The sequence below is a fragment of the Citrobacter sp. W9 genome (assembly GCF_026719375.1).
Taxonomy (GTDB): domain Bacteria; phylum Pseudomonadota; class Gammaproteobacteria; order Enterobacterales; family Enterobacteriaceae; genus Citrobacter; species Citrobacter werkmanii.
Genome location: NZ_JAPPTE010000001.1, coordinates 20,498 through 44,460, shown reverse-complemented (window position 1 = coordinate 44,460; position 23,963 = coordinate 20,498). Strand labels below are relative to the sequence as shown.

Below are 23,963 nucleotides of genomic sequence, written 5' to 3'. Positions count from 1 at the left end.
CATGAAGAAAAATATTATATTTTTGCATCTCGAAAGTCTCAATCACACGATCTTTAACAATCGCCAGTGGTTTCCTTTTACGAATAAAATTTATAACCAGTCGCTACGACTTAATAATTTCATTTCTACTGCCACCTCCTCACTGATGGCATTTAGCGATCTCTTGCATGGTGATGACAATACGTTAGAACATAACACCCATCTCGAAGAAAACATCTCCATCCATCGTCACGGCCCCGCGCTTTTCGACGTTTTAAAGCAGCACGGATACACCGCTGCTGGTATGGGGTATCCCAAAAACTGGGCAAATGTGGATACCATCTGGAGTGAAACGGATACTTTTAATTGGTATGACAGCGCGAAAATAATGCAGGCTGAAATGCAGCAGGTCATTTCCCGCCCGGAGCCCTTCGCGCTCTATCTGTGGAACCTCAGTAGTCATCTGTGTTATTACGATGATATCAAAAGAGGGGGCAGTAACAGCCTCGAACGCTGGCAGCGTGGCTACCAAAGTATGGATTTAATGGTCGGTCAGACCATTAAAATGTTGATGGAAAACAAAAAGCTTGATAATACAATGATTATCGCCTTTGGCGATCATGGCGATGACTTTTGGGGGCACGGATTTAATGGCGGTTATACGCATGGTATTGAACCCTACACGCCATTAGTTCATACCCCAGCATTTATTTTCTGTCCAGGCATGAAAGCCGTTGATTTAAACCATATGGTCAGTATGGTCGATATCTACAATACAGTACTGACCTTACTTGATATAACGCCTGCTGAAGGTATTGAAAAACAAGCTTTCGCATTAACGCCACAGCGCCGTTTTTGTTACAGTCGTAATCTATTTGCACAACAGAAAAGTCAGCATGGCGGAAGTCCACTCAAGAAAGGGTATGCCATCACTTCCGAACACTTTCACTTAATGAAGGTCGATAATCAGCTAAAGATGTTTTTATGGAAGGCTGACCCGGCAAATCACTTTGATATATTACCCTTAATTAAATATAAGAAATCAGGAGAAGCTTACCTTGATCTTGATAAAGCACATCGGCAACGTACTGGCGGCATTCATCCGCATATGCAGCATTTTTTCTCAGCCGACATGGTACCGTTGATTGTGCAACATATTGATGATATGAAATTACAGCTGGATGTGTGGATAAAAAATAAAAACAAGATGAAACCGGAAGAATAACCCAGTCCACGAATTTTTTATTTGTATCCCTTCACCACCTCAATAATCGAGGTGGTGGATATCGATGGTGTTCTGGGAAAATAGACCACTTCGCACAGGTACGACAAACTATCAAAGCGTCCGGCCCAGTCATCGCCCATCACCAGCGTATCAGCGTTAAACTGGCGAATATAATCCGCTTTTTTCTCCAGCGACTCTTCGAGAAACACGCTGTCCACGCATTTTAGTCCGGCAACAATTCCCATGCGATCGCTTTGGCTATAAACCGGCATCCGGCCTTTTTTATGCATATTTAGCGCATCTGAGGAGACGCCGACAATCAGCCGCTCACCCAATTGCCCGGCGCGTTCAAGAATACGCAGGTGTCCAATATGAAAAACATCAAATGTGCCGAAAGTAATGATCGTTTTCATACCAGTCCCAGCGTCTTCTGTCTTAGCCAACATTGCGCGGCGATTTCATCTACGGCTTTTTGCTCTTTTACCTGCGCCTCATTGCTCAGCGCGTAACGCTTATCTGCCAACGTCATGGCGACAATTTTCTCTTCACAAGCCGCGGCGACCAGATTTTTTTGAATACGCTGCTCTTTGATTTTAGCCAGCGTTTTTTCCTGTTCCTGCCAGGCAATCACCGTGCGTAGCGTGCCTTTGTATCCGGTCACGTTTTTGAGTGATTCAACCGAAGGCGCCTCAACGCCGGTGCTGGTTTTTTGAATAAGGTAACCCAGCGCTTTGATGTTATTGTCAAAGCCGGTACAGACCTGCTGCTGTTTAGCCAACTGGACCGTCATGTCTTTGACTGATTTATCCCGCAGACGCTGCAACTGCGCCAGGGTATCAATAATTTGCCGCATGATTATTTACCTTCCGTTTTCTTTGCCTGGGGGAAAAGGGCCTGTAAACGACTTTGCACCAGTTCAAGTGACGCGGGTTCACTTACCTCCTGACGCAGGAAACGCTCGATGGCGGGGAACACTTTGACGGCTTTATCAACGCTGGGATCGGCTCCGGCAACATAGCCCCCCAACGGGATCAGCGGCTTAATTTCCATATAGGCGGCATAGTTTTGTTTCAGCAGACGGGCCGATTGCTGATGCTCGTAGGGCGTAACCTGGGTCATGCATCGACTGATCGACTGCCCAATATCAATGGCTGGATAATGCCCGGCTTCCGCCAGCTTACGGGTCAGTACGATATGTCCATCCAACACCGCGCGCGCGCAGTCAACGATTGGATCCTGTTGGTCGTCCCCTTCCGCCAGCACCGTGTAAATGGCGGTCATTGATCCTTCACTTTCACTGTTGCCGGCGCTTTCCACAAGCTTAGGGATCATACCGAACGCCGAGGGCGGATAGCCTTTCGTCGCCGGAGGTTCTCCCAATGACAACGCGATCTCACGCTGCGCCATGGCATAACGGGTTAACGAATCCACCAGCAATAAAACGTGATGCCCACGATCGCGAAACCAGGCGGCGATAGAGTGGCACAGCTCGGTGGCTTTCAAACGCATCAACGGCGACTCATCCGCCGGAGCCGCCACAATAATGGATTTTGCCAACCCTTCCGCGCCCAGCGAGTGATCGATAAACTCTTTCACCTCGCGGCCACGCTCGCCAATTAACCCCACCACCACGATGTCGGCCTTGGTCTGGCGGGTGATCATCCCCAGCAGCACACTTTTTCCCACGCCGCTGCCAGCCATCAACCCCACGCGCTGGCCTTTGCCGATAGTTAATAACCCGTTGATTGCTTTTACACCAACATCCAGCGGTTGGTTCACCGACCGACGCGTAAGGGGGTTGATAGACGGCGCCTGAGGTGCCAGCACATCATTGCCGGTCAGACGGCCTTTGGCATCCAGCGGTTCGCCCAGGCCATTGACCACCCGCCCCAGCCAGCTTTCGCTGATCAGGATCTCCTGGGCTTTTTCTTCGGGGAATACGCGCGCCCCCGCCATCAGTCCGACGGGGTGTTTGAAGGGCATCAGGTAGGTGATATCACGATTAAATCCCACCGCCTGCGCGTCGATCAGCGTATGGTTTGCGCTTTCAACACGGCACAACTGGCCGGTTATCAACGGGCAGCCCACGCTCTCCAGCAAAATGCCGTTCACGCGAACCAGTCGCCCGGCAACCCGGGCTAAAGGAATCGACTCAATAGAACGCAGCGCGTTGTCGAAGCTGGAAAGATCACTCACCCGTCGGCTCCGGCAGCAGCGACTCTTTAAGTGCCGACATACATTGCTCGAGGCGATGCTCGCAGCCAATATCCAGCTCGGATTTATCGGTAATAACCCGACACTCGCCCGCCTGTAGATCGGGAGAGGGAGTCAGTCCCCAGGCAGTGACCTTCTCAGGCGCGACATCTTTGATGCGGTTAAATTCTTCGTTACTTAGCAGCACCTGTAGCGACTCAGGCATCGCCGGAAAGGCCGAAATTGCCTCTTCGACCAGCGATAATAGCTGCGTCGGTTGCAGCGCCAGCTCACAGCGAATCACCTGGCGGGTCACCTTTTCAACCAGCTGCAACAGGTCTTCCCGCTGTTTACGCTGGACGTGCGCCAGATAGTCATTCACTTTGCCGGAGATAGCCTCCAGCGGCTGGGCGGCGCGTTCAAACTGCTTGCGCCCTTCCTGCTGTCCGGCCAGGCTGCCTTCAGTGTATCCCTGACGACGACCTTCATCGTGCCCCTTCTGATGACCTTCCTGAAAACCCTGCTCCTGGCCTTCGGTCATCCCCTGCTCAAAACCTTTTTGCAGCCCTTCCTGGAAGCCGTCCATCAGTTGGCGCTGATAATCCGCCGGAGTAATCCCCGGCGTGAGCTGTTCAGCCTGTAGATGGCGCTGGCGAGGAGGAAAACGATGCAGCCGGTAACGACCACGAATGGTTTCAATCGCCATAGGTTACTCCGCCGTCTGTTCAGCAAACAGCTGTAGCTGTATTTCACCCGCTTCCTCAAGCTCGCGGGCAATTCCCATGATTTCACGGCGTATCTGTTCAATACGGCTCACCGGAACCGGACCAAGACGTGAGGTTATCGCCTCCAGTTGTTGTACCTGACGCTTAGGCATCACGGCATAAATCGAACGGCGTAACAGCGCTTCAGTACCTTTCAGCGCCACCGCCCAATCTTCCATCGGTACTTCGTCCAGCAGACGACGACGCACTTCGTCAGTTTGGCGGCTCAGAATAAAGAAGTCGTACATTTCATCCTGCAACTGTTCGAGCACATTTTCATCGCGTTCGCGCAGCTGATCGAGAATCACCTGTTGATTCCCCTGGAAGCGGTTCACGATATCCGCAGCCTGCTTGATCCCTTTCACTTTCGAGCCATGTTCAGAAAGTACCGACAGCCCACGCTCGATCAAACGATCCAGCTCATCCACCACGTCCCTGTTCACATCGTTCAGTTTAGCTACGCGATAGAGGATCTCGTTTTGCACTGACTCATTCATGTAAGACAGTACCGTGGCCGAGATCTCTGGCGTCAGGAAGGCAAGAAATACGGCCTGTAGCTGCAAATGCTCTTCTGAGATCAGTATCGCCAACTGGCGCGGCTCCACCCACTGTAAACGCGCCATCCGCGAACGGATCTCATCGCCATAAATACCGTTGATCACGCTGCTGGCGATTTCTGTGCCCAGCGCTTTATTGAGGATCCCTTGCAGCATGGAACGCGATGCGCCGTTGATACCGCTTTGTTCGCGGAATTCATCAAAAAAGTTATTGATCACTTTTTTAGCTATGCTGGTTTTTACCCCAGACAGACGCGCCATGTTTTCACTCAGGCGAACCACCTCTTCGCGGCTGAGTTTTTGCATCACCGTGGCTGCCGCCTCCTCGCCCAGACACAGCAATAAAATTGCGGCCTGTTCCAGATAGCTATTGTTGCTGCCGTTATTTATTGTCAATTCGCTCATTGCTGGTAATCCATTGTCTGAGAACTTCAGCTACGCGATCGGTGTCGCTCATCGCCAGTTTTTGCAGGAACTCCAGCTTCACTTCCAGACCGGAGCTCTGCGAAGGCAGGCTATCGTCACCAGGGAAAGAAGGCAGTTCGATATTTTTACGTTCATCTTCAGCGGCCGCAAAATGGGGTTTGTCCGCAGGAATCGCGATCGGTGCGGCGTCCAGCGCCAGCTCTGGCGCCGACGTCCGGCGACGTTCGGCGGTCAACCGTTTCATGACCGGGCAAACAACAAACAGCAGCAACAGCAGAGCCAACAGACCGCAGCCAATCAGACGCACCCAGGCCAGAATGTCGTCATCTTTCCAAAAGGGGACCACCGGCTCGACGGGGATCGACTGCGGCACAAAATTAAGCAGCGATAAAGACAGATTGTCGCCACGCCTGGCATCAATCCCGGCGGCGTTATTCAACAGCGCCGTCAATTGCGTGGTTTGCTCCGGTTTCCAGTTCTTCAACGCAGGCGAGCTCTGGTTAAGTACCACAGCCACATTTAAACGTTTAATGTCGAAACCGGGATGCTGGATATGTTCAACGCTACGGTCCCAGGAGTAGTCGCGTTTGTTCTCGCTATGCTTTGACAACGCAGCGGGCTGGTTAGATTCCTCTGGCGCGGTTCCATTGGCGCCATTCGTCACTTGATTTGCCGCCACTGGAGGACGGTTACTCAGCGAGCCGGGGATCCCGATGGCGATTTGGCTGGTATCGCTATCGAGTACCGTCTCTTCACGGTTAACTTTTGGCGTGTCGCCGTAATGCTCCTGGGTTTCGTCGATATTGCTCAGATCGAGATCCGGCATCACGCTCACCCGGTAGTTGCCAGTGCCGACCAGCGAGTCGAGAACATTTGCGAGGCTGGCGCGGGTCTTATCCTGAATATCTTTGAGGATCTGGTCGCGCTTACGCGTCGCCGCAGAAACCGCTTCACCCGCGCCAATACCGTCAGACAATAAATTCCCCGCCTGGTCGACAACGCTGACCTGCGAAGCTTTCAAATCAGGCACGCTGCCGGACACCAGGTGCACGATAGCATTCACCTGGTCCAGATCCAGCTTGCTGCCATAATGCAGACGCACCACCACCGAGGCGCTGTTTTGCGGCTCGTCGCTGACGACAAAGGAACTCTCTTCATTCAGCGCCAGATGCACTCGGGCGCTCTCGACGGCGTCCAGCGTCATGATGCTCTGCGCCAGTTCGCCTTCCAGACTCCGCTTGTAGCGGACGTTTTGCACAAACTGACTGGCGCCCAGCACTTCATCTTTATCCATCAGCTCATAGCCGCTGGGCAGCATGGCCTGAACGCCTTTCGCCGCCAGCGTCATTCGCGTTTTGGACAAGGCCTCTTCCGGAACCAGAATTTGTCCGCTTTGCGGATCGATCCGGTATTCCAGCTTTTCACCATCCAGTACGGTGACGATCTGCGAAACCGGGATATTCTCCTGGCTACCGTACAGCGAAACATAGCCGTGGTTGCCATTCCATAGCACGCTGACAATAATGGCGGTAGCCGCAACAGCCGCTGCCGCCAGTAACGCCAGACGTTTATTACCATCCAGCCTGAAAGAGAAGGATGGTAAAAACTGAGTAACTTTTTTTATTAGTTCATTCATAGCGTTAGACTGACATGCTCATCAGGTCATTGAATCCGGAAGCGACTTTATTACGTACCTGCACCAGCGCGGAAAACGATAACGATGCCTGCTGGCTGGCGATCATCGCCCCCGCCAGGTCGTCGCTTTTCCCCATCTCAATGGCCGTTTGTTTTTGTTCCGCAACCTGCTGGAACCGATCAACATGATTCAGCGCCCCTTGCATAACGTGGTCGAACGAAACCGGAGATGATGCCTGCTGGGCGTTAACCTGCATCGGCGAAAGGACGGGCGTTTGCGCGACCGCTTTCATCTGCTGCATGTCCTGCATCATTTGCGTCTGCATCGTACTGGCTGGGGCTATCGTATTTATGCTCATGACCTACTCTTAAAATTAGAAAAGCGTTCTCGGTACCACAGACTGATTCAGGAAAATATCTCTATTCCCTGTTTTCGCATTGATGCCAGACGATAACGAAGCGCACGTGGGGTGATTCCTAATAAATCAGCGATTTTGGTTTTATTACCCTGATATTTGCGCATCAGGTCAGCGATATATTGATACTGCGCGCTACGACCATGCTGGCCCAGATTGGCGCTGGTGGTGATTTGCGCGCTGGGTTTAGGTTGCCATTGCGGCTCGCTCCAGGAATCGGACTCAATAGATGGCAGACCTAACGTATCTGGATAAATAACGCCATCACGATTAAGGATCATTCCTCGTTGAATCGCGTTCTCCAGTTGGCGTACGTTACCCGGCCACGCATAGCTGAGTAATGCCCGGCGTGACGATTCAGAAAGCTTGATATTTTTTACCAGCACCGTGGAGTATTTTTTAATAAAGGATTCCGCCAATGGGATAATATCTTCCATACGCTCGCGCAAGGGCGGCATCGTCAACGGAATCACTGACATGCGATAATAGAGATCTTCTCTGAAGCGTCCTGCCGCAACCTCTTCTTCAAGGTTTTTATTGGTGCAGGCAATTAAACGAAAATTTAATTTGATGAGACGGTTACTGCCTAAACGCTCAACCTGTTGTTCCTGTAATACGCGCAGTATCTTGGCCTGTAGCGCCAACGGCATATCACCGATTTCATCCAGTAATAATGTACCGTTATTAGCTAATTCCATCTTTCCCGGTACGGTGGCCACTGCCCCGGTAAACGCCCCTTTATCATAACCAAAGAGCGTGGCTTCCAGCATATTTTCAGGAATAGCAGCGCAATTCACACCGATATAAGGCGCCGACGCCTCCTGCGCAAATGCAATCGAGTGGATAAATTTGGCGATACATTCTTTACCCGTACCGGTTTCGCCATGGATAAGTACTGGAACATTAAAAGCAGCAATACGTCTTGCCATTGAAAAAACGTTAATGCTGGAGGCTGCTTCGGCAATAAGTTCAAACATGATTATTTACACTTAGAAGTAAAGTTAACATCCGTTACGAGAAATATACAAATCATTCCAAAGCACAATCATCGAATAATAGATATCACCCGTGCCATGTCTTAATCCCATCCTTGCTCATGTTTTACCGCCCTTTCACAGGGCAGCCCTATCGGAGACTATTTTCAAATAGGGTTTTTCCTAAAAAAAATACTATCACCGGTATCATTAACAATCTTAAATTAAAAGATAATAAAAATATTATTCCTTGAAAAACAAACAACTACAAGAAAATCAGCATAAAAAATAGACAGTAAGATAACCCTACGCAGCGACAGACTGTAGGCGGGCAACATCACGGATGTGTAATTAATTATTTTTTAATTATAGTTCATCCCCATTAATAACTTGCAGAAGGGAGGGGTAAAATATCTAATATCCAGCCCTGGATCAGTGAAGAGCCCAGGTACTGCATTTCATATCTAATGGACTTCAACACTATGAGAATAGCGTCAAGGATGAGTAATAAATTAAATGGATTTGTATTTTCTTTGATAACCGCGGGATTTGATATCAACTCATCCGCCCCAGAAATTACAGCTGAGAAAGCGCACCATGCTGAAATATAGTCAAACGCCCGGAATCTTTAAACTTGAAGGAAACCGGCTTGGACGTCCATATCATCGTCTGCCGACTATGTTTACGGGAAGTTTTGATACAATTGAATCACATCTTGGAAACTATTTCCTGAAAAAACACCGCACAAATATAACACTAAAAAAAATACAGTGTGAGATGGATGTTATCAATAAAAGTGCGGAGTTATTAGTTTCTCAGGTTGGGCATCTGGCCTTTGATATCGACCGCGCATTATTGTTAATGTTATTAGGTAACTTTTATGGTCTGGCATCATCTCTCGCCGACGAGAAGTCGCAGGATGATTTACCAACCAAAACGGAAATCCGCTTGCGAAGCAGACTGGCGCTGGATATTTGCAATATCATTTTTAATAAAAATATATCTGGTATTCCACTGACGCTCAAACCCGACAGCAGCACCATACAAACCCACTGGGCTTATCAGCTTACATTTGTATTAGGTGATGATGAGAATTGCAGTTTCCGCATCTTACTGGACGATTCGCATACCGATTATATTCTGAATTTGATTCGCCGTAGCGAGCATGGAGAGAAAAAAAAGCAGATTGATAAAGCCAGCGCTGAAACGCGTAAAAAAACGCTGATCAAAGAAATCATTCATACGCTGCCGCTAACCATGAACGTGAAGATTGCAGAAATTCCTCTGAATGTTGCCGATCTGACGACGATTAAACCCGGCGATATTTTACCGATTGCGATGCCTGATACTTTCCCTGTTTATATCGGGAAATCCGAATTATTTAATGCCCTGATCGTAGAGGATAAAGACAAACTGTTTTTGTCCGAATTAACGAGCAAGACGGAGAAATCCTATGAGTAAGCCAGAAGATATTTTAGAGCAAGGCTTCGAGTTAGCCCCCGAAGCAACTACGCCACCCGCGCCGTCTGTCACTGAAAAGCTGGTAGCGCGTTTAGAAGACCGTTTTTCCGAGTCGATGTCATTACTCAAACGTATTCCAGTCACGCTAACGCTGGAAGTCTCCTCCGTGGAGGTGATGCTGGCCGATCTGCTAAACATTGATGATGACACCGTCATCGAGATGGATAAACTCGCCGGTGAACCGCTGGATATTAAGGTCAATAATATCCTGCTAGGTAAGGCTGAAGTGGTTGTGGTCAACGAAAAATATGGCCTGCGCGTCCTTGAATTCAACACGCATGAAATTAACGACCTGGCACCATGAAACGCGCGCCAACACTCACGCTCTTACTGGGTATCTCGTTACTCATCCTTTCTCCCTTTGCCTGCGCGCAAGGGGGAGATATCCCGTTGCTGAATGTGGTTTCACACGGAAATAGCCAGGAATACAGCGTAAAAATCCAGGTCCTAATCCTGATGACCCTGGTGGGCATTCTGCCTACCCTGGTGCTGATGATGACCTGTTTTACCCGTTTTATTATTGTTCTTTCCCTGCTGCGTCAGGCATTAGGGCTGCAGCAAACGCCGCCGAACCGCATACTGATTGGCATTGCCCTGTCGTTAACCATGCTGGTGATGCGCCCAATCTGGATCAACATTTACGATCATGCCGTAGTCCCTTTTGAAAACGATCAAATCACGCTCCCCGACGCCCTGAGTACAGCCGCTTCGCCATTGAAACGTTTTATGTTGGCGCAAACCAATAAAAAAGCGATTGCGCAGATAATGACGATCGCCAACGCGAAAGGGAATGCAGTCGATCAGGATCTTTCTATTATCGTTCCCGCCTATGTGCTAAGCGAACTCAAAACCGCCTTCCAGATAGGTTTTATGATTTACATTCCGTTCCTCGTGATCGATCTGATCGTCGCCAGCGTACTGATGGCGATGGGGATGATGATGCTGTCACCGCTGATCGTTTCGCTGCCCTTTAAGCTGATGCTGTTTGTGCTTATTGATGGCTGGGCGCTGACCGTTGGTACGCTGACCTCCAGCATTCGCGGTCTGGGACTGGGCTAACGGAGAGCTGACATGCTAACCATTGATGTAGCCGCAGACATCGTCGCCAGCGGTATAAAAGTCGTGATCATTTTAGTCTGCGTGTTAGTCGTTCCCAGCCTGCTGGTCGGTATGTTGGTCAGCATTTTTCAGGCTGTGACGCAGATTAACGAACAAACGCTAAGTTTTTTACCCAGGCTGATCGTCACCCTCGCGGTATTGGGTATTTGCGGAAAATGGATGATCGTCCAGTTGAGCGATCTCTGCGTGCATCTGTTCTCTCAGGCCGCCATTCTGGTGCACTGACATGCGCGAAACAGATATTACACAGTTAAGTAATCTGATACTGGGCATGTGGTTTCCCTTCGTGCGCATTATGGCGTTTATTCACTACGCGCCGGTACTGGATAATGCCGCGCTGACCATACGTATACGCATTATTTTGTCCCTGGCGTTGGCCTTTATCATTACGCCGCTTATCCCCCACCCGGTACCCACCAGCCTGCTGTCGATCAACAGCATTATTTTGACCGCAGAGCAGTTTCTGTGGGGAATGCTTTTCGGCCTGATGCTGCAGTTTTTATTTTTAGCGTTACAACTGGCGGGCCAAATCCTCTCTTTTAATATGGGGATGAGCATGGCGGTGATGAACGACCCCAGCAGCGGCGCGTCAACGACGGTGCTGGCGGAAATGATCAACATCTACGCGGTGATACTGTTTTTTGCCATGGACGGGCATCTGCTGCTGGTGAGTATTTTATTTAAAGGCTTTACTTACTGGCCGATTGGCAATGCATTGCATCCGCAATCTCTGCGCACGATTTCTCTGGCGCTGGGCTGGGTATTCGCCGCCGCCACGCTGCTGGCGCTGCCGACGACCTTTATCATGCTGATTGTTCAGGGCTGCTTTGGTTTGCTAAACCGTATTGCACCACCGCTCAACCTGTACTCATTAGGTTTTCCCATCAACATGCTGGCGGGTCTGTTCTGCTTTGCAACCCTGCTTTACAACCTGCCCGACCACTATTTGCACCTGGCGAATTTCGTCTTACAGCAGCTTGACGCGTTGAAGGGACACTATGGCGGATAGCAGTAGCGAAGAAAAAACAGAAAAACCCTCGGCGCAAAAACTTCGCAAGGCCAGACAAGAGGGACAAATACCGCGTTCAAAAGATATGGGGCTTGCCGCCAGTCTGTTTGCCGCATTTATGGTTATCTCCAGCAGCTTTCCCTGGTACGAAGATTTCGTGCGCGAAAGCTTTACCAGCGTGCATCAGTACGCGCAGAACATTAATGACCCGGACATCATCGGTCAGTTCCTTGAACACCATCTGCTGATTCTGGGGAAATTCATCCTGACGCTGTTACCCATGCCGGTTGCCGCGCTGTTTGCCTCACTGGTTCCGGGAGGCTGGCTATTCCTGCCGAAAAAAATATTGCCGGACTTTAGCAAATTAAGCCCGCTCAAAGGGATTGGTCGCCTGTTTTCCACCGACCATCTGGTGGATACCGGCAAGATGACGCTCAAAGCGATAGTGCTGCTGGTGATGCTATGGATCAGCGTACGCAATAACGTTGCCGCATTTCTCGGCTTACAAGAGCTTCATTTCAAACAGGCCGTCAGCGATGGTCTGGCGCTGTACAGCAGCATCATGCGCAACTTTGTCATCCTGTTTGTTTTCTTTGCGTTGATCGATGTCCCTCTGGCGAAAAAAATGTTCACCAAAGGGCTGAAAATGACGAAACAGGAAGTGAAGGAAGAGTATAAAAATCAGGAAGGTAAACCCGAGGTTAAGGCCAGAATACGTCGCTTGCAACGGCAAATGGCGATGGGGCAAATTCGTAAAGTTGTGCCAAAAGCCGATGTGGTAATCACCAACCCAACCCACTATGCCGTGGCGCTACAATACGACCAGTCACGCGCCGCCGCGCCTTTCGTGGTTGCCAAAGGCACCGATGAAATCGCGCTGTATATCCGGCAGGTAGCGGCAGAAAGCAATATTGAAGTCGTTGAGTTTCCTAAGCTGGCACGCTCCGTTTATTACACCACCCAGGTGAATCAACAGATCCCATTTCAACTGTATCGGGCGATTGCACACGTCCTGACCTATGTACTGCAAATGAAGCACTGGCGTGACGGTTCACAAGCACGTCCTTCGCTGAACAGACATATTTCCATTCCAAAAGAGGTTCTTAAACTGGATGCCGAAAACAACTAAACAATTCCTGGCCCTGCTGCGTAACGGTAACATCGGCATTCCGCTGGTTATACTGTGTATCCTGGCCATGGTGATCCTGCCGTTACCACCGGCCCTGCTGGATATTCTGTTCACCTTTAACATCGTGCTGGCGGTGATGGTGCTGTTAGTGGCCGTTTCTGCAAAACGCCCGCTCGAATTCAGCTTGTTCCCGACCATTCTGCTGATCACCACCCTGATGCGATTGACGCTGAACGTGGCGTCAACGCGCGTGGTATTACTGCACGGTCACATGGGCGCAGGCGCTGCCGGTAAGGTGATTGAGTCCTTCGGTCAGGTGGTGATCGGCGGTAACTTTGTCGTTGGTTTCGTGGTGTTCATCATTCTGATGATCATTAACTTTATCGTGGTGACCAAAGGCGCGGAGCGTATCTCCGAAGTTTCTGCTCGCTTTACGCTTGACGCCATGCCCGGTAAGCAGATGGCGATCGACGCCGATCTGAATGCAGGACTGATTAATCAGGCGCAGGCGCAAGCGCGACGTAAAGACGTGGCGGGCGAAGCGGATTTCTATGGCGCGATGGATGGTGCGTCAAAGTTTGTGCGCGGCGATGCCATCGCCGGGATGATGATCCTGGCTATCAACCTGATCGGCGGCGTCTGTATCGGGATCTTTAAATACGATTTAAGCGCCGAAGCCGCATTCCAGCAATACGTACTGATGACCATTGGTGACGGTCTGGTCGCCCAGATCCCTTCTCTGCTGTTGTCGACAGCGGCAGCGATCATCGTCACCCGCGTAAGCGACAGCGGCGATATTGCCACAGACGTGCGTAGCCAACTACTGGCCAGCCCCTCGGTGCTGTATACCGCCACCAGCATTATGTTTGTGCTGGCAGTGGTGCCGGGGATGCCGCATTTCCCCTTCCTGATTTTCAGCGCCCTGCTGGGATTCACCGCCTGGCGCATGAGCAAGCGCCCCAAGGTTGCAGAGACCGAAGAGAAAAATCTCGAAACGCTGACCAAAACCATCGCAGAAACCACCGAGCAGCAGGTAAGTTGGGAAACCATCCCTTTAATTGAACCTATCAGCCTGAGTCTGGGATACAAGCTGGTGTCGTTGGTCGATAAATCCAAAGGGAATCCGCTCACTCAGCGTATTCGCGGTGTGCGGCAGGTGATCTCAGACAGCAACGGCGTGTTGTTACCGGAAATTCGCATTCGCGAAAACTTCCGCCTCAAACCGACCCAGTACGCGATTTTTATCAATGGGATCAAGGCCGATGAGGCCGACATTCCCGCAGATAAGCTGATGGCGCTGCCCTCCAGTGAAACCTATGGCGAGATCGACGGTGTTTTAGGCCACGATCCGGCCTACGGTATGCCGGTCACCTGGATTGTCCCGGCGCAAAAAGCCAAAGCGTTAAATATGGGGTATCAGGTCATTGATAGCGCCAGCGTTATTGCGACGCATGTGAATAAGATCATTCGCAACTATATTCCAGAGCTGTTTAATTACGATGACATTACGCAGTTGCATAACCGTCTCTCTTCTATGGCGCCGCGTCTGGCGGAAGATTTGAGCGCAGCGCTGAATTACAGCCAACTGTTGAAAGTATACCGGGCGCTGCTTATCGAAGGCGTGTCATTGCGCGATATCGTCACCATAGCCACCGTACTGGTCGCCAGTAGCGCTGTGACCAAAGATCATATTCTGTTAACGGCGGATGTGCGTCTGGCGCTACGTCGCAGCATTACCCATCCGTTTGTGCGTAAAGATGAGCTGGCGGTATATACGCTGAATAGTGACCTGGAGAATCTGCTGGCGAATGTGGTGAACCAGGCTCAGCAAAGTGGAAAAGTGGTGCTGGATAGCGTGCCGGTCGATCCCAATATGCTGAATCAGTTTCAGACCAATATGCCGCAGATAAAAGAGCAGATGAAAGCGGCGGGGAAAGAGCCAGTGCTGTTGGTCGCGCCGCAGTTACGTCCTCTGCTCGCGCGCTATGCGCGCCTGTTTGCCCCGGGCCTACAAGTGTTGTCTTATAACGAAGTTCCGGATGAGCTGGAATTAAAGATCATGGGGGCGTTGAGTTAACGCCTGGCGCGGCGGTGTGATTGCACCGCCTTTTGATTACAGAATCGTATTTTCCGTAAGAATACGACGGGCGCCAAGATAATGATCCTGCCAGAAGTCATCGGATAAATTGCTTACCCGAATGGTTTCTCCCGTCCGCGGTGATTCAATAAATTGCCCCTGCCCCAAATAGACGCCCATATGATCGGCAATATCCCGGCTGTGAATATGAAAGAACACTAAATCACCACGGCGAAGATCGCGGTTAGAGACAATCGTTGCCCGTCGGTAGTGATACATTTCATTCGCCGTACGGGGCAATTTTGCCGCCAGGATTTTGTTGTAGGCATAAAAAATCAGCCCGCTACAGTCAAACCCTTCATCCGGACTGGTGCCTCCCCACAAATAGGGTTTACCTAGCTGTTGCTCAAGTCGGTGGATGGCCACTTCAGTGATATTGTGCAGATGATCGCTACTGAGAAAATGGTCATTCTCAGCCAGCTCTTGCCAGCGATGGTCGCTGGCTTTTAGCGGGCCCGGGAACCACTCAGGGTGCTGTTTAATCAGCGCCCGGTTCTGCTGGCGCAGCGCGCGTTTACTTTCTGCGTTGCCTTCCACGACGTAGCTTGCCTGTTTTTTTACCTGTGCGTGATACAGTTTCAGTAGCCGGGCGCGGTTACGCATACGTAATTGCGCCGCATAGCTTAACTGGGCGTTAGATAAGTGGGGCTGAACTTTGGCGACAGACGGTAATGACAGCACAACACACAAAGACAACAGGCCCGGCAAGAAGCAACGGGGTGCAGAGACAAAAAGCATGAAAAGAAGAATACCTGGTCAAACACGTTCGCCGCAGTCTAGCGCTATTGCCCGTCATTCCTGTTTAATATTCGATTATTAAATAATTAATATTTTAAATTCAACACATTAGGCATTCTTTATTAATAAGACGAAATGCAGAGGGGTGGTCAGCAAAATAGGCCCGTGTCTGACAGCCTTTAAGCGCAATTTTTCGTATAAAGAAAAACTAAAGTGTAAACGCCGCACGAGAGACTTGCGAAAAACTCTCTTGGTGCTAATGTGAGCGCTCCAGATCCAGATTTATCCGATTTGGGGACTCTTTTTTGCCGTCCTGGCGTGTGTAATCGTTTTATCAAGGAATAAGCAGTATGCGTAAAATCGCATTTTTTCTTGCGATGCTTTTATTGCCGTGCGTTTCATTTGCTGGTTTGTTGAGCAGCAGCAGCCCGACCACGCCTGTCAGCAAAGAATATAAGCAGCAGTTGATGGGCTCCCCTGTCTATATCCAGATCTTCAAAGAAGAGCGAACGCTCGATCTGTACGTCAAGATGGGCGAACAGTATCAATTGCTCGACAGTTATAAGATCTGCAATTATTCCGGCGGCTTAGGGCCGAAACAGCGTCAGGGTGATTTCAAAAGCCCGGAAGGTTTTTACAGCGTACAACGCGGACAGCTCAAACCGGATAGCCGCTTCTATAAAGCGATTAACATCGGTTTCCCTAACGCCTACGACCGTGCACACGGTTATGAAGGTAAATACCTGATGATCCACGGCGCCTGCGTTTCCGTCGGCTGCTATGCGATGACCGACAACGGTATTGATGAGATTTTCCAGTTTGTCACCGGCGCTCTGGTGTTCGGGCAATCCAGCGTACAGGTTAGCATTTACCCGTTCCGCATGACCGATGCCAACATGCAGCGCCATAAGTTTTCGTATTACAAAGATTTCTGGGCCCAGTTAAAGCCAGGATACGATTACTTTGAACAAACGCGTAAGCCACCAACCGTTTCCGTCGTCGATGGCCGTTACGTTATCAGCAAGCCGTTGAGTCACGAAGTCGTTCAACCGCAGCTGGCATCAAACTACTCGCTCCCCGAGACAAAATAATGCCCATTCGCCTGGCATAATCTTTTGCCAGGTTTCATTGCCGGTTAACGGCTGAGTGGCAATCACGGTGACCACATCATTGGGTGTGGTCTCTGAGCTAAAATCAATTTCCACATCCTGATCCAGCAGCGTCGCTACGCCAAATGGCGCTCGACGGGTGATCCAAAACAGGTTGGTCGAGCAGAAAGCCATCACATAACGACCGTCAGACAACAGCATGTTGAAGACGCCCTTCTCCCGCAGTTCTCCTGCCAGCACCGCGATATATTTAAACACCGCTGTCATATTACCTGGCGTGCGCGGATAACGCTCTGTCAGCTTGTGCAGCAGCCAGCAGAAGGCTTTTTCGCTGTCAGTTTCACCGACCGGGCGGAAATTACCGGTCTCCAGCGATTTATAACCGCTGAGCTGTCCGTTATGGGCATACGTCCAGTTACGTCCCCATAGTTCACGGGTAAATGGATGGGTATTTTCCAGCGCCACTTCCCCACGATTCGCCTGACGAATGTGGGCAATCACGGAACAGGATTTGATGGGATAGTCTTGTACCAGTTTGGCGATAGGCGAATTAAAGCTGGGTTGCGGATCTTTAAACGTACGGCAACCCTTACCCTCATAAAACGTAATACCCCAGCCGTCTTTGTGCGGCCCGGTCCCTCCGCCGCGCTGAACCAGTCCGGTGAAGCTAAAGCAGATATCGGTTGGCACATTGGCGCTCATCCCGAGCAGTTCGCACATACATCACCTACCTTAAAACCGTGAACTGCCTGATGGCGCTGCGCTTATCAGGCCTACGTGGAGCTCATGTAGGCCGGATAAGGCTTCAGCCGCCATCCGGCAATCGCCTTCTTATGATTTAACCATCTCTTTTTCGATCAGTTGAATCAGGATATGGATCACTTTGATATGAATTTCCTGAATACGATCAGCGTAGCCAAAGTGCGGCACACGAATTTCGATATCCGCGCTGCCCGCCATCTTGCCGCCATCTTTACCGGTCAGGGTGATGACTTTCATCCCCTTCTCACGCGCTGCGGCAATCGCTTTAATCACGTTACCAGAGTTACCCGAAGTAGAGATGCCTAACAGGACATCGCCCTCGCGTCCCACGGCTTCAACGTAACGGGAGAACACATAATCGTAACCGAAATCGTTGCTGACGCAGGAGATGTGGCTAACGTCAGAGATAGCGATAGCCGGATAACCTGGGCGGTTTTCACGATAGCGCCCGGTCAGCTCTTCGGCGAAGTGCATCGCATCGCAATGGGAACCGCCGTTACCGCAAGAAAGTACCTTACCACCGGCTTTAAAGCTGTCTGCCAACAGGACCGCCGCGCGCTGAATGGCGTGAATATTGGCGTCATCTTTAAGAAAATTAGCCAGCGTTTCCGCCGCTTCGCTCAGTTCGTTACGAATAAGATCCTGGTACATGAGGATATCCTTCAGCATGAATGTAAATGACAGGATGCAGTGTACCGGATAGCGCTACCAGCGAGAAGTACAAGCCACAGGAATGGCCGCGGCTTTTGATTTTTTGTGCCGGTTAAAACACCAACAATGTGAGCTTTGTTGTAATTATTTTGTAAACACATTGCTAAAAGAATTTACATCCACTACAACCATATCATCACAAGTGGTCAGACCTCCTACAAGCAAGGGAGCTTTTCGTTATGATGATTTTGAGTATTATCGCTACGGTTGTTCTGCTCGGCGTATTGTTCTATCACCGCGTGAGCTTATTCCTCAGCAGCTTAATTTTGCTCGCCTGGACGGCTGCGCTTGGCGTGGCAGGTCTGTGGTCAGTCTGGCTGCTGGTTCCTCTGGCCATTATTCTCGTACCGTTTAACTTTACGCCGATGCGCAAATCCATGATCTCTGCGCCGGTGTTCCGCGGTTTCCGTAAAGTCATGCCGCCAATGTCGCGTACAGAGAAAGAAGCGATTGATGCCGGTACTACCTGGTGGGAAGGCGACCTGTTCCAGGGGAAACCTGACTGGAAAAAACTGCATAACTATCCTCAGCCGCATCTGACAGCTGAAGAACAAGCGTTTATTGATGGTCCGGTTGAAGAAGCATGCCGCATGGCGAATGACTTCCAGATCACCCACGAACTCGCGGACCTGCCGCCGGAACTGTGGGCGTATCTGAAAGAACACCGCTTCTTTGCGATGATCATTAAGAAAGAGTACGGCGGGCTGGAATTCTCCGCGTATGCTCAGGCTCGCGTATTGCAGAAACTCTCCGGCGTCTCCGGGATCCTCGCGATCACCGTCGGCGTACCTAACTCATTAGGCCCAGGCGAACTGCTGCAGCATTACGGCACCGAAGAGCAGAAGAATCATTACCTGCCGCGTCTGGCACGCGGTCAGGAGATCCCATGTTTCGCTCTGACCAGCCCGGAAGCAGGCTCCGACGCAGGCGCGATCCCTGATACCGGCGTGGTTTGTATGGGCGACTGGCAGGGCCAGCAGGTGCTGGGGATGCGCCTGACCTGGAACAAACGTTATATCACGCTGGCGCCTATCGCTACCGTACTAGGTCTGGCATTTAAACTCTCCGACCCGGAAAAACTGCTGGGTGGGGAAGAGGAACTCGGCATTACCTGTGCGCTGATCCCAACCTCAACCCCGGGCGTACAGATTGGCCGTCGCCACTTCCCGCTTAACGTGCCGTTCCAGAACGGTCCGACGCTGGGCAAAGATGTCTTCGTGCCGATTGATTACATTATCGGTGGCCCAAAAATGGCCGGTCAGGGCTGGCGTATGCTGGTGGAATGTCTGTCTGTGGGGCGCGGTATTACCCTGCCGTCTAACTCCACGGGCGGCGTGAAATCGGTCGCAATGGCAACCGGCGCGTATGCGCATATTCGTCGCCAGTTCAAAATCTCTATCGGCAAGATGGAAGGTATTGAAGAGCCGTTGGCGCGTATTGCCGGTAACGCCTACGTGATGGATGCTGCGGCGTCGCTGATTACCTACGGCATTATGTTGGGTGAAAAACCGGCGGTACTGTCGGCTATCGTGAAGTATCACTGTACTCACCGTGGACAGCAATCAATCATCGATGCCATGGATATTACTGGCGGTAAAGGCATCATGCTTGGCGAAAGCAACTTCCTCGCCCGTGCTTATCAGGGGGCGCCTATCGCCATTACCGTTGAAGGCGCTAACATTCTGACCCGTAGCATGATGATCTTCGGTCAGGGTGCGATTCGTTGCCATCCGTATGTGCTGGAAGAGATGGCTGCAGCGCAGAATAACGATGTGAATGCGTTCGATAAGTTGCTGTTCAAACATATCGGTCACGTTGGCAGCAATAAAGTACGCAGTTTCTGGCTGGGCCTGACGCGTGGCTTAACCAGCAGCACGCCAACCGCCGATGCGACCAAACGTTACTATCAGCACCTGAACCGTCTGAGCGCCAACCTGGCACTGCTTTCGGATGTGTCCATGGCCGTTCTGGGCGGTAGCCTGAAGCGTCGTGAGCGTATCTCGGCGCGACTGGGGGATGTGTTAAGTCAGCTGTACCTGGCCTCCGCTGTGCTGAAGCGTTATGACGATGAAGGCCGTAATGAAGCCGACCTGCCGTTGGTTCACTGGGGCGTCCAGGATGCGTTGTACAAAGCCGAACAGGCGATGGACGATCTGCTGAAAAACTTCCCTAACCGTTTGGTTGCCGGTTTGCTGAGTGTGGTTATCTTCCCGACCGGTCGCCACTATCATGCACCGTCCGACAAGCTGGATCATAAGGTCGCGAAGATTTTGCAGGTTCCGAGCGCCACCCGTTCTCGCCTTGGTCGCGGTCAATACCTGACGCCAAGCGAGCATAACCCGGTCGGTTTGCTGGAAGAGGCTCTGCTGGACGTGATTGCAGCCGACCCTATCCACCAGCGGATCTGCAAAGAGTTGGGTAAAAATCTGCCGTTTACCCGCCTGGACGAACTGGCGCATAACGCGCTGGCCAAAGGGTTGATTGATAAAGACGAAGCCGCGATTTTGGTGAAAGCCGAAGCGAGCCGTCTGCGCAGCATTAACGTGGATGACTTCGAACCCGAGGAGCTGGCGACGCAGCTGGTAAAGCTGCCAGAGAAAGTGCGTAAAGTCGAAGCGGCATAACCTTCCGCACGGCATTAAGCACCGCTAAATGGGTAATGCCAGTCAGTTAAGCATATAGGGTGAACATTCCACCTATGAACAGGATTACGTTCACCTTATGCTCATAACTTCTCTGAAACCGCATTACACATGAACGTGCAAGGGAGGCTCCCGCCGCCTCCCTTGCATCCCAGGCTCCCGGCGGGAAAATCGTCGCTTCGCGATTCATTCGTCTTATGCCGTCTGCCTGTCGGGTCGGGGCCGAGCCTGCCTCCATGCAGGCCGTCCCCTCTGCCCGCATCCCTGCGGGCAACCCCGGTCAGCCGTCAACGCCTCATCGATTTTCAGCCGGCCCGGAGTCATCGCTTCAATGCTCTGACTTCCAGTTAAATCTGTTTTGCTGTTCAGACCAAAAACGCAGATGGTGAGGTGTGGGCTGGTCCGGCTGAAAATTGCCGACGTGTTTCCGTAAGGCCGGGAGAGCCAGCATGGATGCTGGCTCAGGGCGCGCTTTGCAGGGACGCTTCATCGCGCCCGGCCCGGTAGCCTGAAGGAATAAGCGGAGGGTATTGCGCAGCAACAATTTTCCCGCCGGGAGCCGGGATGGTAAAGGGCGTGGCGGAGAACGCCCTTTACACGTTCACAGGAATCGATGTTTCAGAGAAACAATGAACATGAGGTGAACGGAACCCTTTCTCTGAGACAGCATATTCATAACTTCTACCAATACTGGTGATGCTTTCTGAAACAGAGGCGTTAACTGAACAGCATTACGCTATATGCGGGGAGATTTCTTATTGCCACATTTTCGTTAAAGCTCATGCTACAGTGTCAAAATGTTGTTCAACGAGGAGCCTCGATCGTGCCTGGTTTGAAAATTACTCTGCTGCAACAACCGTTGATTTGGATGGATGGCCCGGCCAACCTGCGCCATTTCGACCGACAACTGGAAACCGTCACCGGACGTGATGTGATTGTGTTGCCCGAGATGTTTACCAGCGGATTTGCGATGGAAGCAGCAAACAAATCGCTGCCGCAGGAAGAGGTCGTAAGCTGGATGCGCGCCAAAGCGCAACAAACGAACGCCCTGATCGCGGGCAGTGCCGCGATTCACTCCGAACGCGGTGCGGTTAACCGCTTTTTTCTGGTCGAGCCTGAAGGTAATGTGCATTTCTATGACAAACGTCATCTGTTCCGCATGGCGGATGAACATCAGCATTACCAGGCGGGAGACGCGCGCGTTATTTTTGCATGGCGCGGCTGGCGCATTCTGCCGTTAATCTGTTATGACCTGCGTTTTCCGGTGTGGTCGCGCAACCGTAACGATTACGACCTCGCTTTGTATGTGGCTAACTGGCCCGCGCCGCGTTCGCTGCACTGGCAGGTTCTGCTCACTGCACGGGCGATTGAGAATCAGGCGTATGTAGCAGGATGTAACCGTGTAGGAACTGACGGTAACGGTCATCATTATCGCGGTGACAGCCGGGTGATAAATCCACAGGGTGAGATTATTGCCACCGCCGAGCCGCATCAGGCCACGCGCATTGACGCTGAGCTGTCGCTCTCGGCGCTGCGTGAGTATCGCGAAAAGTTTCCCGCCTGGCAGGACGCCGACCCGTTCGCGCTGTAGATATCGCCTCTCCTCCCGCTGCGCAACATTTTTGCATAGCGGGATTGTTGCACTCCGTAACCAACCGCAAAACAAATTCGCGTGGCGACATGCTTCAGGCAACGTATTCTGCAAGGGATAATCACTCGTAACCGGCGAGTGTCTGACAATGTTAATAATTCCTTTATCAGGATTTCAATAATGAAGAACTTCGTTCGCATGACTTTGCTGGCTGCAACCGTAGCTGGCGCTTCTTTTAGCACGTTTGCAGCAAATGTATCCAACGTTCCCGCCCCAGCTCAGGACCCGGTAGTCCAGCACCTTAAGCTGACCACCGACCAGGTTGCGCAGATCAAAAAACTGCACCAGCAGCTTGAAACCAACGTCAGCCAGATTTCAGTGAAAGATGTTAAAGACGGCGCATTGATTGACGTTATCAAGTCCGGGAAATGGGATGAAACCGCCGTCAAGAAGCAGCTTTCCGCGTTCAGCAATATCGAACAACAAGCGCGTTATTATCGCGTGAAATACTACTTTGACCTGAACAAAGTGCTGACTCCGGAACAGCGCCAGCAGGTACAGAAAGATATCGCGCAGACGCTGAGCGAGTAATCCCCAGGGCCTGAATCAGCAATGATTCAGGCTTTTCGGCACAATCTCCTGCTCAAAAAAGAAGCCCTGTACAGCATCTGCGCCGCTCATACGGCAGATGGCGTAATCCTGCGCGCTTTCTACTCCCTCGATCACCACCCGCTCTCCCAGCCCGCGAAATTGATTGACCAGTACCCGCAACTGCCACTCCGATGATCTGAACTGATGAAACATCCCGCTTTCAATTTTAATGGCATCAAAACGGATGCCAGACAGTCGCCAGACAAAAAACAGCTCAGGCGAAACGTCATCCAGCCACACGCGAAACCCATGACGCACCAGGGTTTTTATGGCGATGCATACCGCCTGCTGCTCTGCCTTTTCCAGACGCATCATGGTCGCGGGATCCTGAATTTCAATAACAATCCGCCCCTGATGCGCCTGCCTGGTGAGTCGCGAGATCCACGACAGACAGGTCAGCATCCTGACGGATAAATTCAGCGAATAGCTTCCTGGAAGTACGAGCACCCGCTGCATTTGCCACATAAACAGCTGCTGTTTCGCGCTGACAGAAAGATGCTTGAAAAAAAGATCCAGCGGGAGCGGCGTGCGTACCTGGCTTAACACCTCACGGACATCCAGTGATGCATCATCAAAAAAATGAATGCGCTGCAAACGGATCCCGGAGATCCGCAGCAGTTCGGCATTACGGGGAAGCTCTGGTACATATTGAGCCTGTTCGCTGAGTCTGTTCAT

At 51.2% G+C, this 23,963-nt stretch carries 24 protein-coding genes; 12 read left to right on the top strand and 12 right to left on the bottom strand.

Annotated elements, in window-relative coordinates:
• Position 1: 1 nt before the first annotated feature.
• Positions 2-1,204, top strand: a complete 1,203-nt coding sequence (locus tag OOJ59_RS00240) for a sulfatase-like hydrolase/transferase (protein ID WP_087856493.1) — start codon at positions 2-4, stop codon at positions 1,202-1,204.
• Positions 1,205-1,221: 17 nt separating this feature from the next.
• On the opposite strand, the gene OOJ59_RS00235 is transcribed toward OOJ59_RS00240, so the two are convergent.
• The 8 genes from OOJ59_RS00235 to OOJ59_RS00200 are packed head-to-tail and all read right to left on the bottom strand — an operon-like array spanning position 1,222 to position 8,172.
• Positions 1,222-1,617 (bottom strand): adenylyltransferase/cytidyltransferase family protein, encoded by a 396-nt coding sequence (locus tag OOJ59_RS00235; protein WP_038637597.1) that lies wholly within the window; start codon positions 1,615-1,617, stop codon positions 1,222-1,224.
• Positions 1,614-2,057: a flagellar export protein FliJ gene (gene fliJ, locus OOJ59_RS00230; RefSeq protein WP_087856494.1), complete on the bottom strand. Its 444-nt coding sequence runs from the start codon at positions 2,055-2,057 to the stop codon at positions 1,614-1,616. The genes OOJ59_RS00235 and fliJ overlap by 4 nt, the downstream gene beginning before the upstream one ends.
• 2 nt (positions 2,058-2,059) lie before the next feature.
• Positions 2,060-3,400: a flagellar protein export ATPase FliI gene (fliI, locus tag OOJ59_RS00225; RefSeq protein ID WP_160956219.1), complete on the bottom strand. Its 1,341-nt coding sequence runs from the start codon at positions 3,398-3,400 to the stop codon at positions 2,060-2,062.
• Positions 3,393-4,103 carry a flagellar assembly protein FliH gene (gene fliH / locus OOJ59_RS00220; protein WP_038637585.1) on the bottom strand — a complete coding sequence of 237 codons (711 nt, stop codon included), beginning with the start codon at positions 4,101-4,103 and terminating at the stop codon, positions 3,393-3,395. Before fliH ends, fliI begins: the two co-directional genes overlap by 8 nt.
• Before the next feature lie 3 nt (positions 4,104-4,106).
• On the bottom strand, positions 4,107-5,123 hold the full coding sequence (locus OOJ59_RS00215) for a flagellar motor switch protein FliG (RefSeq protein WP_038637583.1): 1,017 nt from the start codon (positions 5,121-5,123) through the stop codon (positions 4,107-4,109).
• Positions 5,101-6,780, bottom strand: coding sequence for a flagellar basal-body MS-ring/collar protein FliF (gene fliF, locus OOJ59_RS00210; protein WP_160956218.1), 1,680 nt, complete (start codon positions 6,778-6,780; stop codon positions 5,101-5,103). The genes OOJ59_RS00215 and fliF overlap by 23 nt, the downstream gene beginning before the upstream one ends.
• A gap of 4 nt (positions 6,781-6,784) precedes the next feature.
• The gene (locus tag OOJ59_RS00205) at positions 6,785-7,138 is read right to left on the bottom strand and encodes a flagellar hook-basal body complex protein FliE (RefSeq protein WP_160956217.1); all 354 of its coding nucleotides are present in this window, start codon (positions 7,136-7,138) and stop codon (positions 6,785-6,787) included.
• Between the two features lie 47 nt (positions 7,139-7,185).
• Positions 7,186-8,172 carry a sigma-54 interaction domain-containing protein gene (locus OOJ59_RS00200; RefSeq protein ID WP_038637572.1) on the bottom strand — a complete coding sequence of 329 codons (987 nt, stop codon included), beginning with the start codon at positions 8,170-8,172 and terminating at the stop codon, positions 7,186-7,188.
• A 594-nt stretch (positions 8,173-8,766) separates the two neighbouring features.
• On the opposite strand from OOJ59_RS00200, the gene OOJ59_RS00195 reads away from it, so the two are divergent.
• From OOJ59_RS00195 to flhA, 7 genes are read left to right on the top strand one after another with little or no spacing between them, the layout of a single operon-like run.
• Complete coding sequence (locus OOJ59_RS00195; RefSeq protein ID WP_038637570.1) at positions 8,767-9,630, top strand: FliM/FliN family flagellar motor switch protein; 864 nt, start codon at positions 8,767-8,769, stop codon at positions 9,628-9,630.
• Positions 9,623-9,994 (top strand): FliM/FliN family flagellar motor switch protein, encoded by a 372-nt coding sequence (locus OOJ59_RS00190; protein WP_003838856.1) that lies wholly within the window; start codon positions 9,623-9,625, stop codon positions 9,992-9,994. Before OOJ59_RS00195 ends, OOJ59_RS00190 begins: the two co-directional genes overlap by 8 nt.
• The gene (gene fliP / locus OOJ59_RS00185) at positions 9,991-10,749 is read left to right on the top strand and encodes a flagellar type III secretion system pore protein FliP (protein WP_038637565.1); all 759 of its coding nucleotides are present in this window, start codon (positions 9,991-9,993) and stop codon (positions 10,747-10,749) included. Before OOJ59_RS00190 ends, fliP begins: the two co-directional genes overlap by 4 nt.
• A gap of 12 nt (positions 10,750-10,761) precedes the next feature.
• The gene (locus OOJ59_RS00180) at positions 10,762-11,034 is read left to right on the top strand and encodes a flagellar biosynthetic protein FliQ (protein WP_038637561.1); all 273 of its coding nucleotides are present in this window, start codon (positions 10,762-10,764) and stop codon (positions 11,032-11,034) included.
• A 1-nt stretch (position 11,035) separates the two neighbouring features.
• A complete protein-coding gene (locus OOJ59_RS00175; RefSeq protein WP_038637559.1) occupies positions 11,036-11,818 on the top strand; it encodes a flagellar biosynthetic protein FliR in 783 nt (260 codons plus the stop codon).
• Positions 11,808-12,947, top strand: coding sequence for a flagellar biosynthesis protein FlhB (gene flhB, locus OOJ59_RS00170; protein ID WP_069323849.1), 1,140 nt, complete (start codon positions 11,808-11,810; stop codon positions 12,945-12,947). Before OOJ59_RS00175 ends, flhB begins: the two co-directional genes overlap by 11 nt.
• Positions 12,931-15,024, top strand: a complete 2,094-nt coding sequence (gene flhA / locus OOJ59_RS00165) for a flagellar biosynthesis protein FlhA (protein WP_038637552.1) — start codon at positions 12,931-12,933, stop codon at positions 15,022-15,024. The genes flhB and flhA overlap by 17 nt, the downstream gene beginning before the upstream one ends.
• A 36-nt stretch (positions 15,025-15,060) precedes the next feature.
• On the opposite strand, the gene OOJ59_RS00160 is transcribed toward flhA, so the two are convergent.
• Entirely contained in the window at positions 15,061-15,822 is a 762-nt protein-coding gene (locus OOJ59_RS00160; RefSeq protein ID WP_160955670.1) for a C40 family peptidase, read from the bottom strand.
• Positions 15,823-16,172: 350 nt separating this feature from the next.
• Between OOJ59_RS00160 and dpaA the strand changes: the two genes are divergently transcribed.
• Complete coding sequence (gene dpaA / locus OOJ59_RS00155) at positions 16,173-16,913, top strand: peptidoglycan meso-diaminopimelic acid protein amidase (protein WP_038637546.1); 741 nt, start codon at positions 16,173-16,175, stop codon at positions 16,911-16,913.
• On the opposite strand, the gene OOJ59_RS00150 is transcribed toward dpaA, so the two are convergent.
• Both OOJ59_RS00150 and lpcA read right to left on the bottom strand, forming a co-directional pair.
• Positions 16,884-17,651 carry a class II glutamine amidotransferase gene (locus OOJ59_RS00150; protein WP_038637544.1) on the bottom strand — a complete coding sequence of 256 codons (768 nt, stop codon included), beginning with the start codon at positions 17,649-17,651 and terminating at the stop codon, positions 16,884-16,886. The two genes, dpaA and OOJ59_RS00150, sit on opposite strands and share 30 nt — an antisense overlap.
• A gap of 111 nt (positions 17,652-17,762) precedes the next feature.
• A complete protein-coding gene (gene lpcA / locus OOJ59_RS00145; RefSeq protein WP_016149592.1) occupies positions 17,763-18,344 on the bottom strand; it encodes a D-sedoheptulose 7-phosphate isomerase in 582 nt (193 codons plus the stop codon).
• 239 nt (positions 18,345-18,583) lie between these two features.
• Here lpcA and fadE point away from each other — a divergent pair, with 239 nt between their 5' ends.
• The 3 genes from fadE to OOJ59_RS00130 all read left to right on the top strand — a co-directional run bounded on the left by fadE (position 18,584) and on the right by OOJ59_RS00130 (position 23,228).
• Positions 18,584-21,028, top strand: coding sequence for an acyl-CoA dehydrogenase FadE (fadE, locus tag OOJ59_RS00140; RefSeq protein ID WP_160955669.1), 2,445 nt, complete (start codon positions 18,584-18,586; stop codon positions 21,026-21,028).
• An 841-nt stretch (positions 21,029-21,869) separates the two neighbouring features.
• Positions 21,870-22,637 (top strand): amidohydrolase, encoded by a 768-nt coding sequence (locus OOJ59_RS00135; RefSeq protein WP_137347656.1) that lies wholly within the window; start codon positions 21,870-21,872, stop codon positions 22,635-22,637.
• Positions 22,638-22,817: 180 nt separating this feature from the next.
• The gene (locus tag OOJ59_RS00130) at positions 22,818-23,228 is read left to right on the top strand and encodes a Spy/CpxP family protein refolding chaperone (protein ID WP_038637532.1); all 411 of its coding nucleotides are present in this window, start codon (positions 22,818-22,820) and stop codon (positions 23,226-23,228) included.
• Positions 23,229-23,243: 15 nt separating this feature from the next.
• On the opposite strand, the gene OOJ59_RS00125 is transcribed toward OOJ59_RS00130, so the two are convergent.
• On the bottom strand, positions 23,244-23,963 hold the full coding sequence (locus OOJ59_RS00125) for an EAL domain-containing protein (RefSeq protein ID WP_038637529.1): 720 nt from the start codon (positions 23,961-23,963) through the stop codon (positions 23,244-23,246).

Coding starts and splice junctions, on each gene's coding strand:
- OOJ59_RS00240 (WP_087856493.1), top strand. CDS start 2: ATGAAGAAAAATATTATATTTTTGCATCTCGAAAGTCTCAATCACACG.
- OOJ59_RS00235 (WP_038637597.1), bottom strand. CDS start 1,617: ATGAAAACGATCATTACTTTCGGCACATTTGATGTTTTTCATATTGGA.
- fliJ (WP_087856494.1), bottom strand. CDS start 2,057: ATGCGGCAAATTATTGATACCCTGGCGCAGTTGCAGCGTCTGCGGGAT.
- fliH (WP_038637585.1), bottom strand. CDS start 4,103: ATGGCGATTGAAACCATTCGTGGTCGTTACCGGCTGCATCGTTTTCCT.
- OOJ59_RS00215 (WP_038637583.1), bottom strand. CDS start 5,123: ATGAGCGAATTGACAATAAATAACGGCAGCAACAATAGCTATCTGGAA.
- fliF (WP_160956218.1), bottom strand. CDS start 6,780: ATGAATGAACTAATAAAAAAAGTTACTCAGTTTTTACCATCCTTCTCT.
- OOJ59_RS00205 (WP_160956217.1), bottom strand. CDS start 7,138: ATGAGCATAAATACGATAGCCCCAGCCAGTACGATGCAGACGCAAATG.
- OOJ59_RS00200 (WP_038637572.1), bottom strand. CDS start 8,172: ATGTTTGAACTTATTGCCGAAGCAGCCTCCAGCATTAACGTTTTTTCA.
- OOJ59_RS00195 (WP_038637570.1), top strand. CDS start 8,767: ATGCTGAAATATAGTCAAACGCCCGGAATCTTTAAACTTGAAGGAAAC.
- OOJ59_RS00190 (WP_003838856.1), top strand. CDS start 9,623: ATGAGTAAGCCAGAAGATATTTTAGAGCAAGGCTTCGAGTTAGCCCCC.
- fliP (WP_038637565.1), top strand. CDS start 9,991: ATGAAACGCGCGCCAACACTCACGCTCTTACTGGGTATCTCGTTACTC.
- OOJ59_RS00180 (WP_038637561.1), top strand. CDS start 10,762: ATGCTAACCATTGATGTAGCCGCAGACATCGTCGCCAGCGGTATAAAA.
- OOJ59_RS00175 (WP_038637559.1), top strand. CDS start 11,036: ATGCGCGAAACAGATATTACACAGTTAAGTAATCTGATACTGGGCATG.
- flhB (WP_069323849.1), top strand. CDS start 11,808: ATGGCGGATAGCAGTAGCGAAGAAAAAACAGAAAAACCCTCGGCGCAA.
- flhA (WP_038637552.1), top strand. CDS start 12,931: ATGCCGAAAACAACTAAACAATTCCTGGCCCTGCTGCGTAACGGTAAC.
- OOJ59_RS00160 (WP_160955670.1), bottom strand. CDS start 15,822: ATGCTTTTTGTCTCTGCACCCCGTTGCTTCTTGCCGGGCCTGTTGTCT.
- dpaA (WP_038637546.1), top strand. CDS start 16,173: ATGCGTAAAATCGCATTTTTTCTTGCGATGCTTTTATTGCCGTGCGTT.
- OOJ59_RS00150 (WP_038637544.1), bottom strand. CDS start 17,651: ATGTGCGAACTGCTCGGGATGAGCGCCAATGTGCCAACCGATATCTGC.
- lpcA (WP_016149592.1), bottom strand. CDS start 18,344: ATGTACCAGGATCTTATTCGTAACGAACTGAGCGAAGCGGCGGAAACG.
- fadE (WP_160955669.1), top strand. CDS start 18,584: ATGATGATTTTGAGTATTATCGCTACGGTTGTTCTGCTCGGCGTATTG.
- OOJ59_RS00130 (WP_038637532.1), top strand. CDS start 22,818: ATGAAGAACTTCGTTCGCATGACTTTGCTGGCTGCAACCGTAGCTGGC.
- OOJ59_RS00125 (WP_038637529.1), bottom strand. CDS start 23,963: ATGAACAGACTCAGCGAACAGGCTCAATATGTACCAGAGCTTCCCCGT.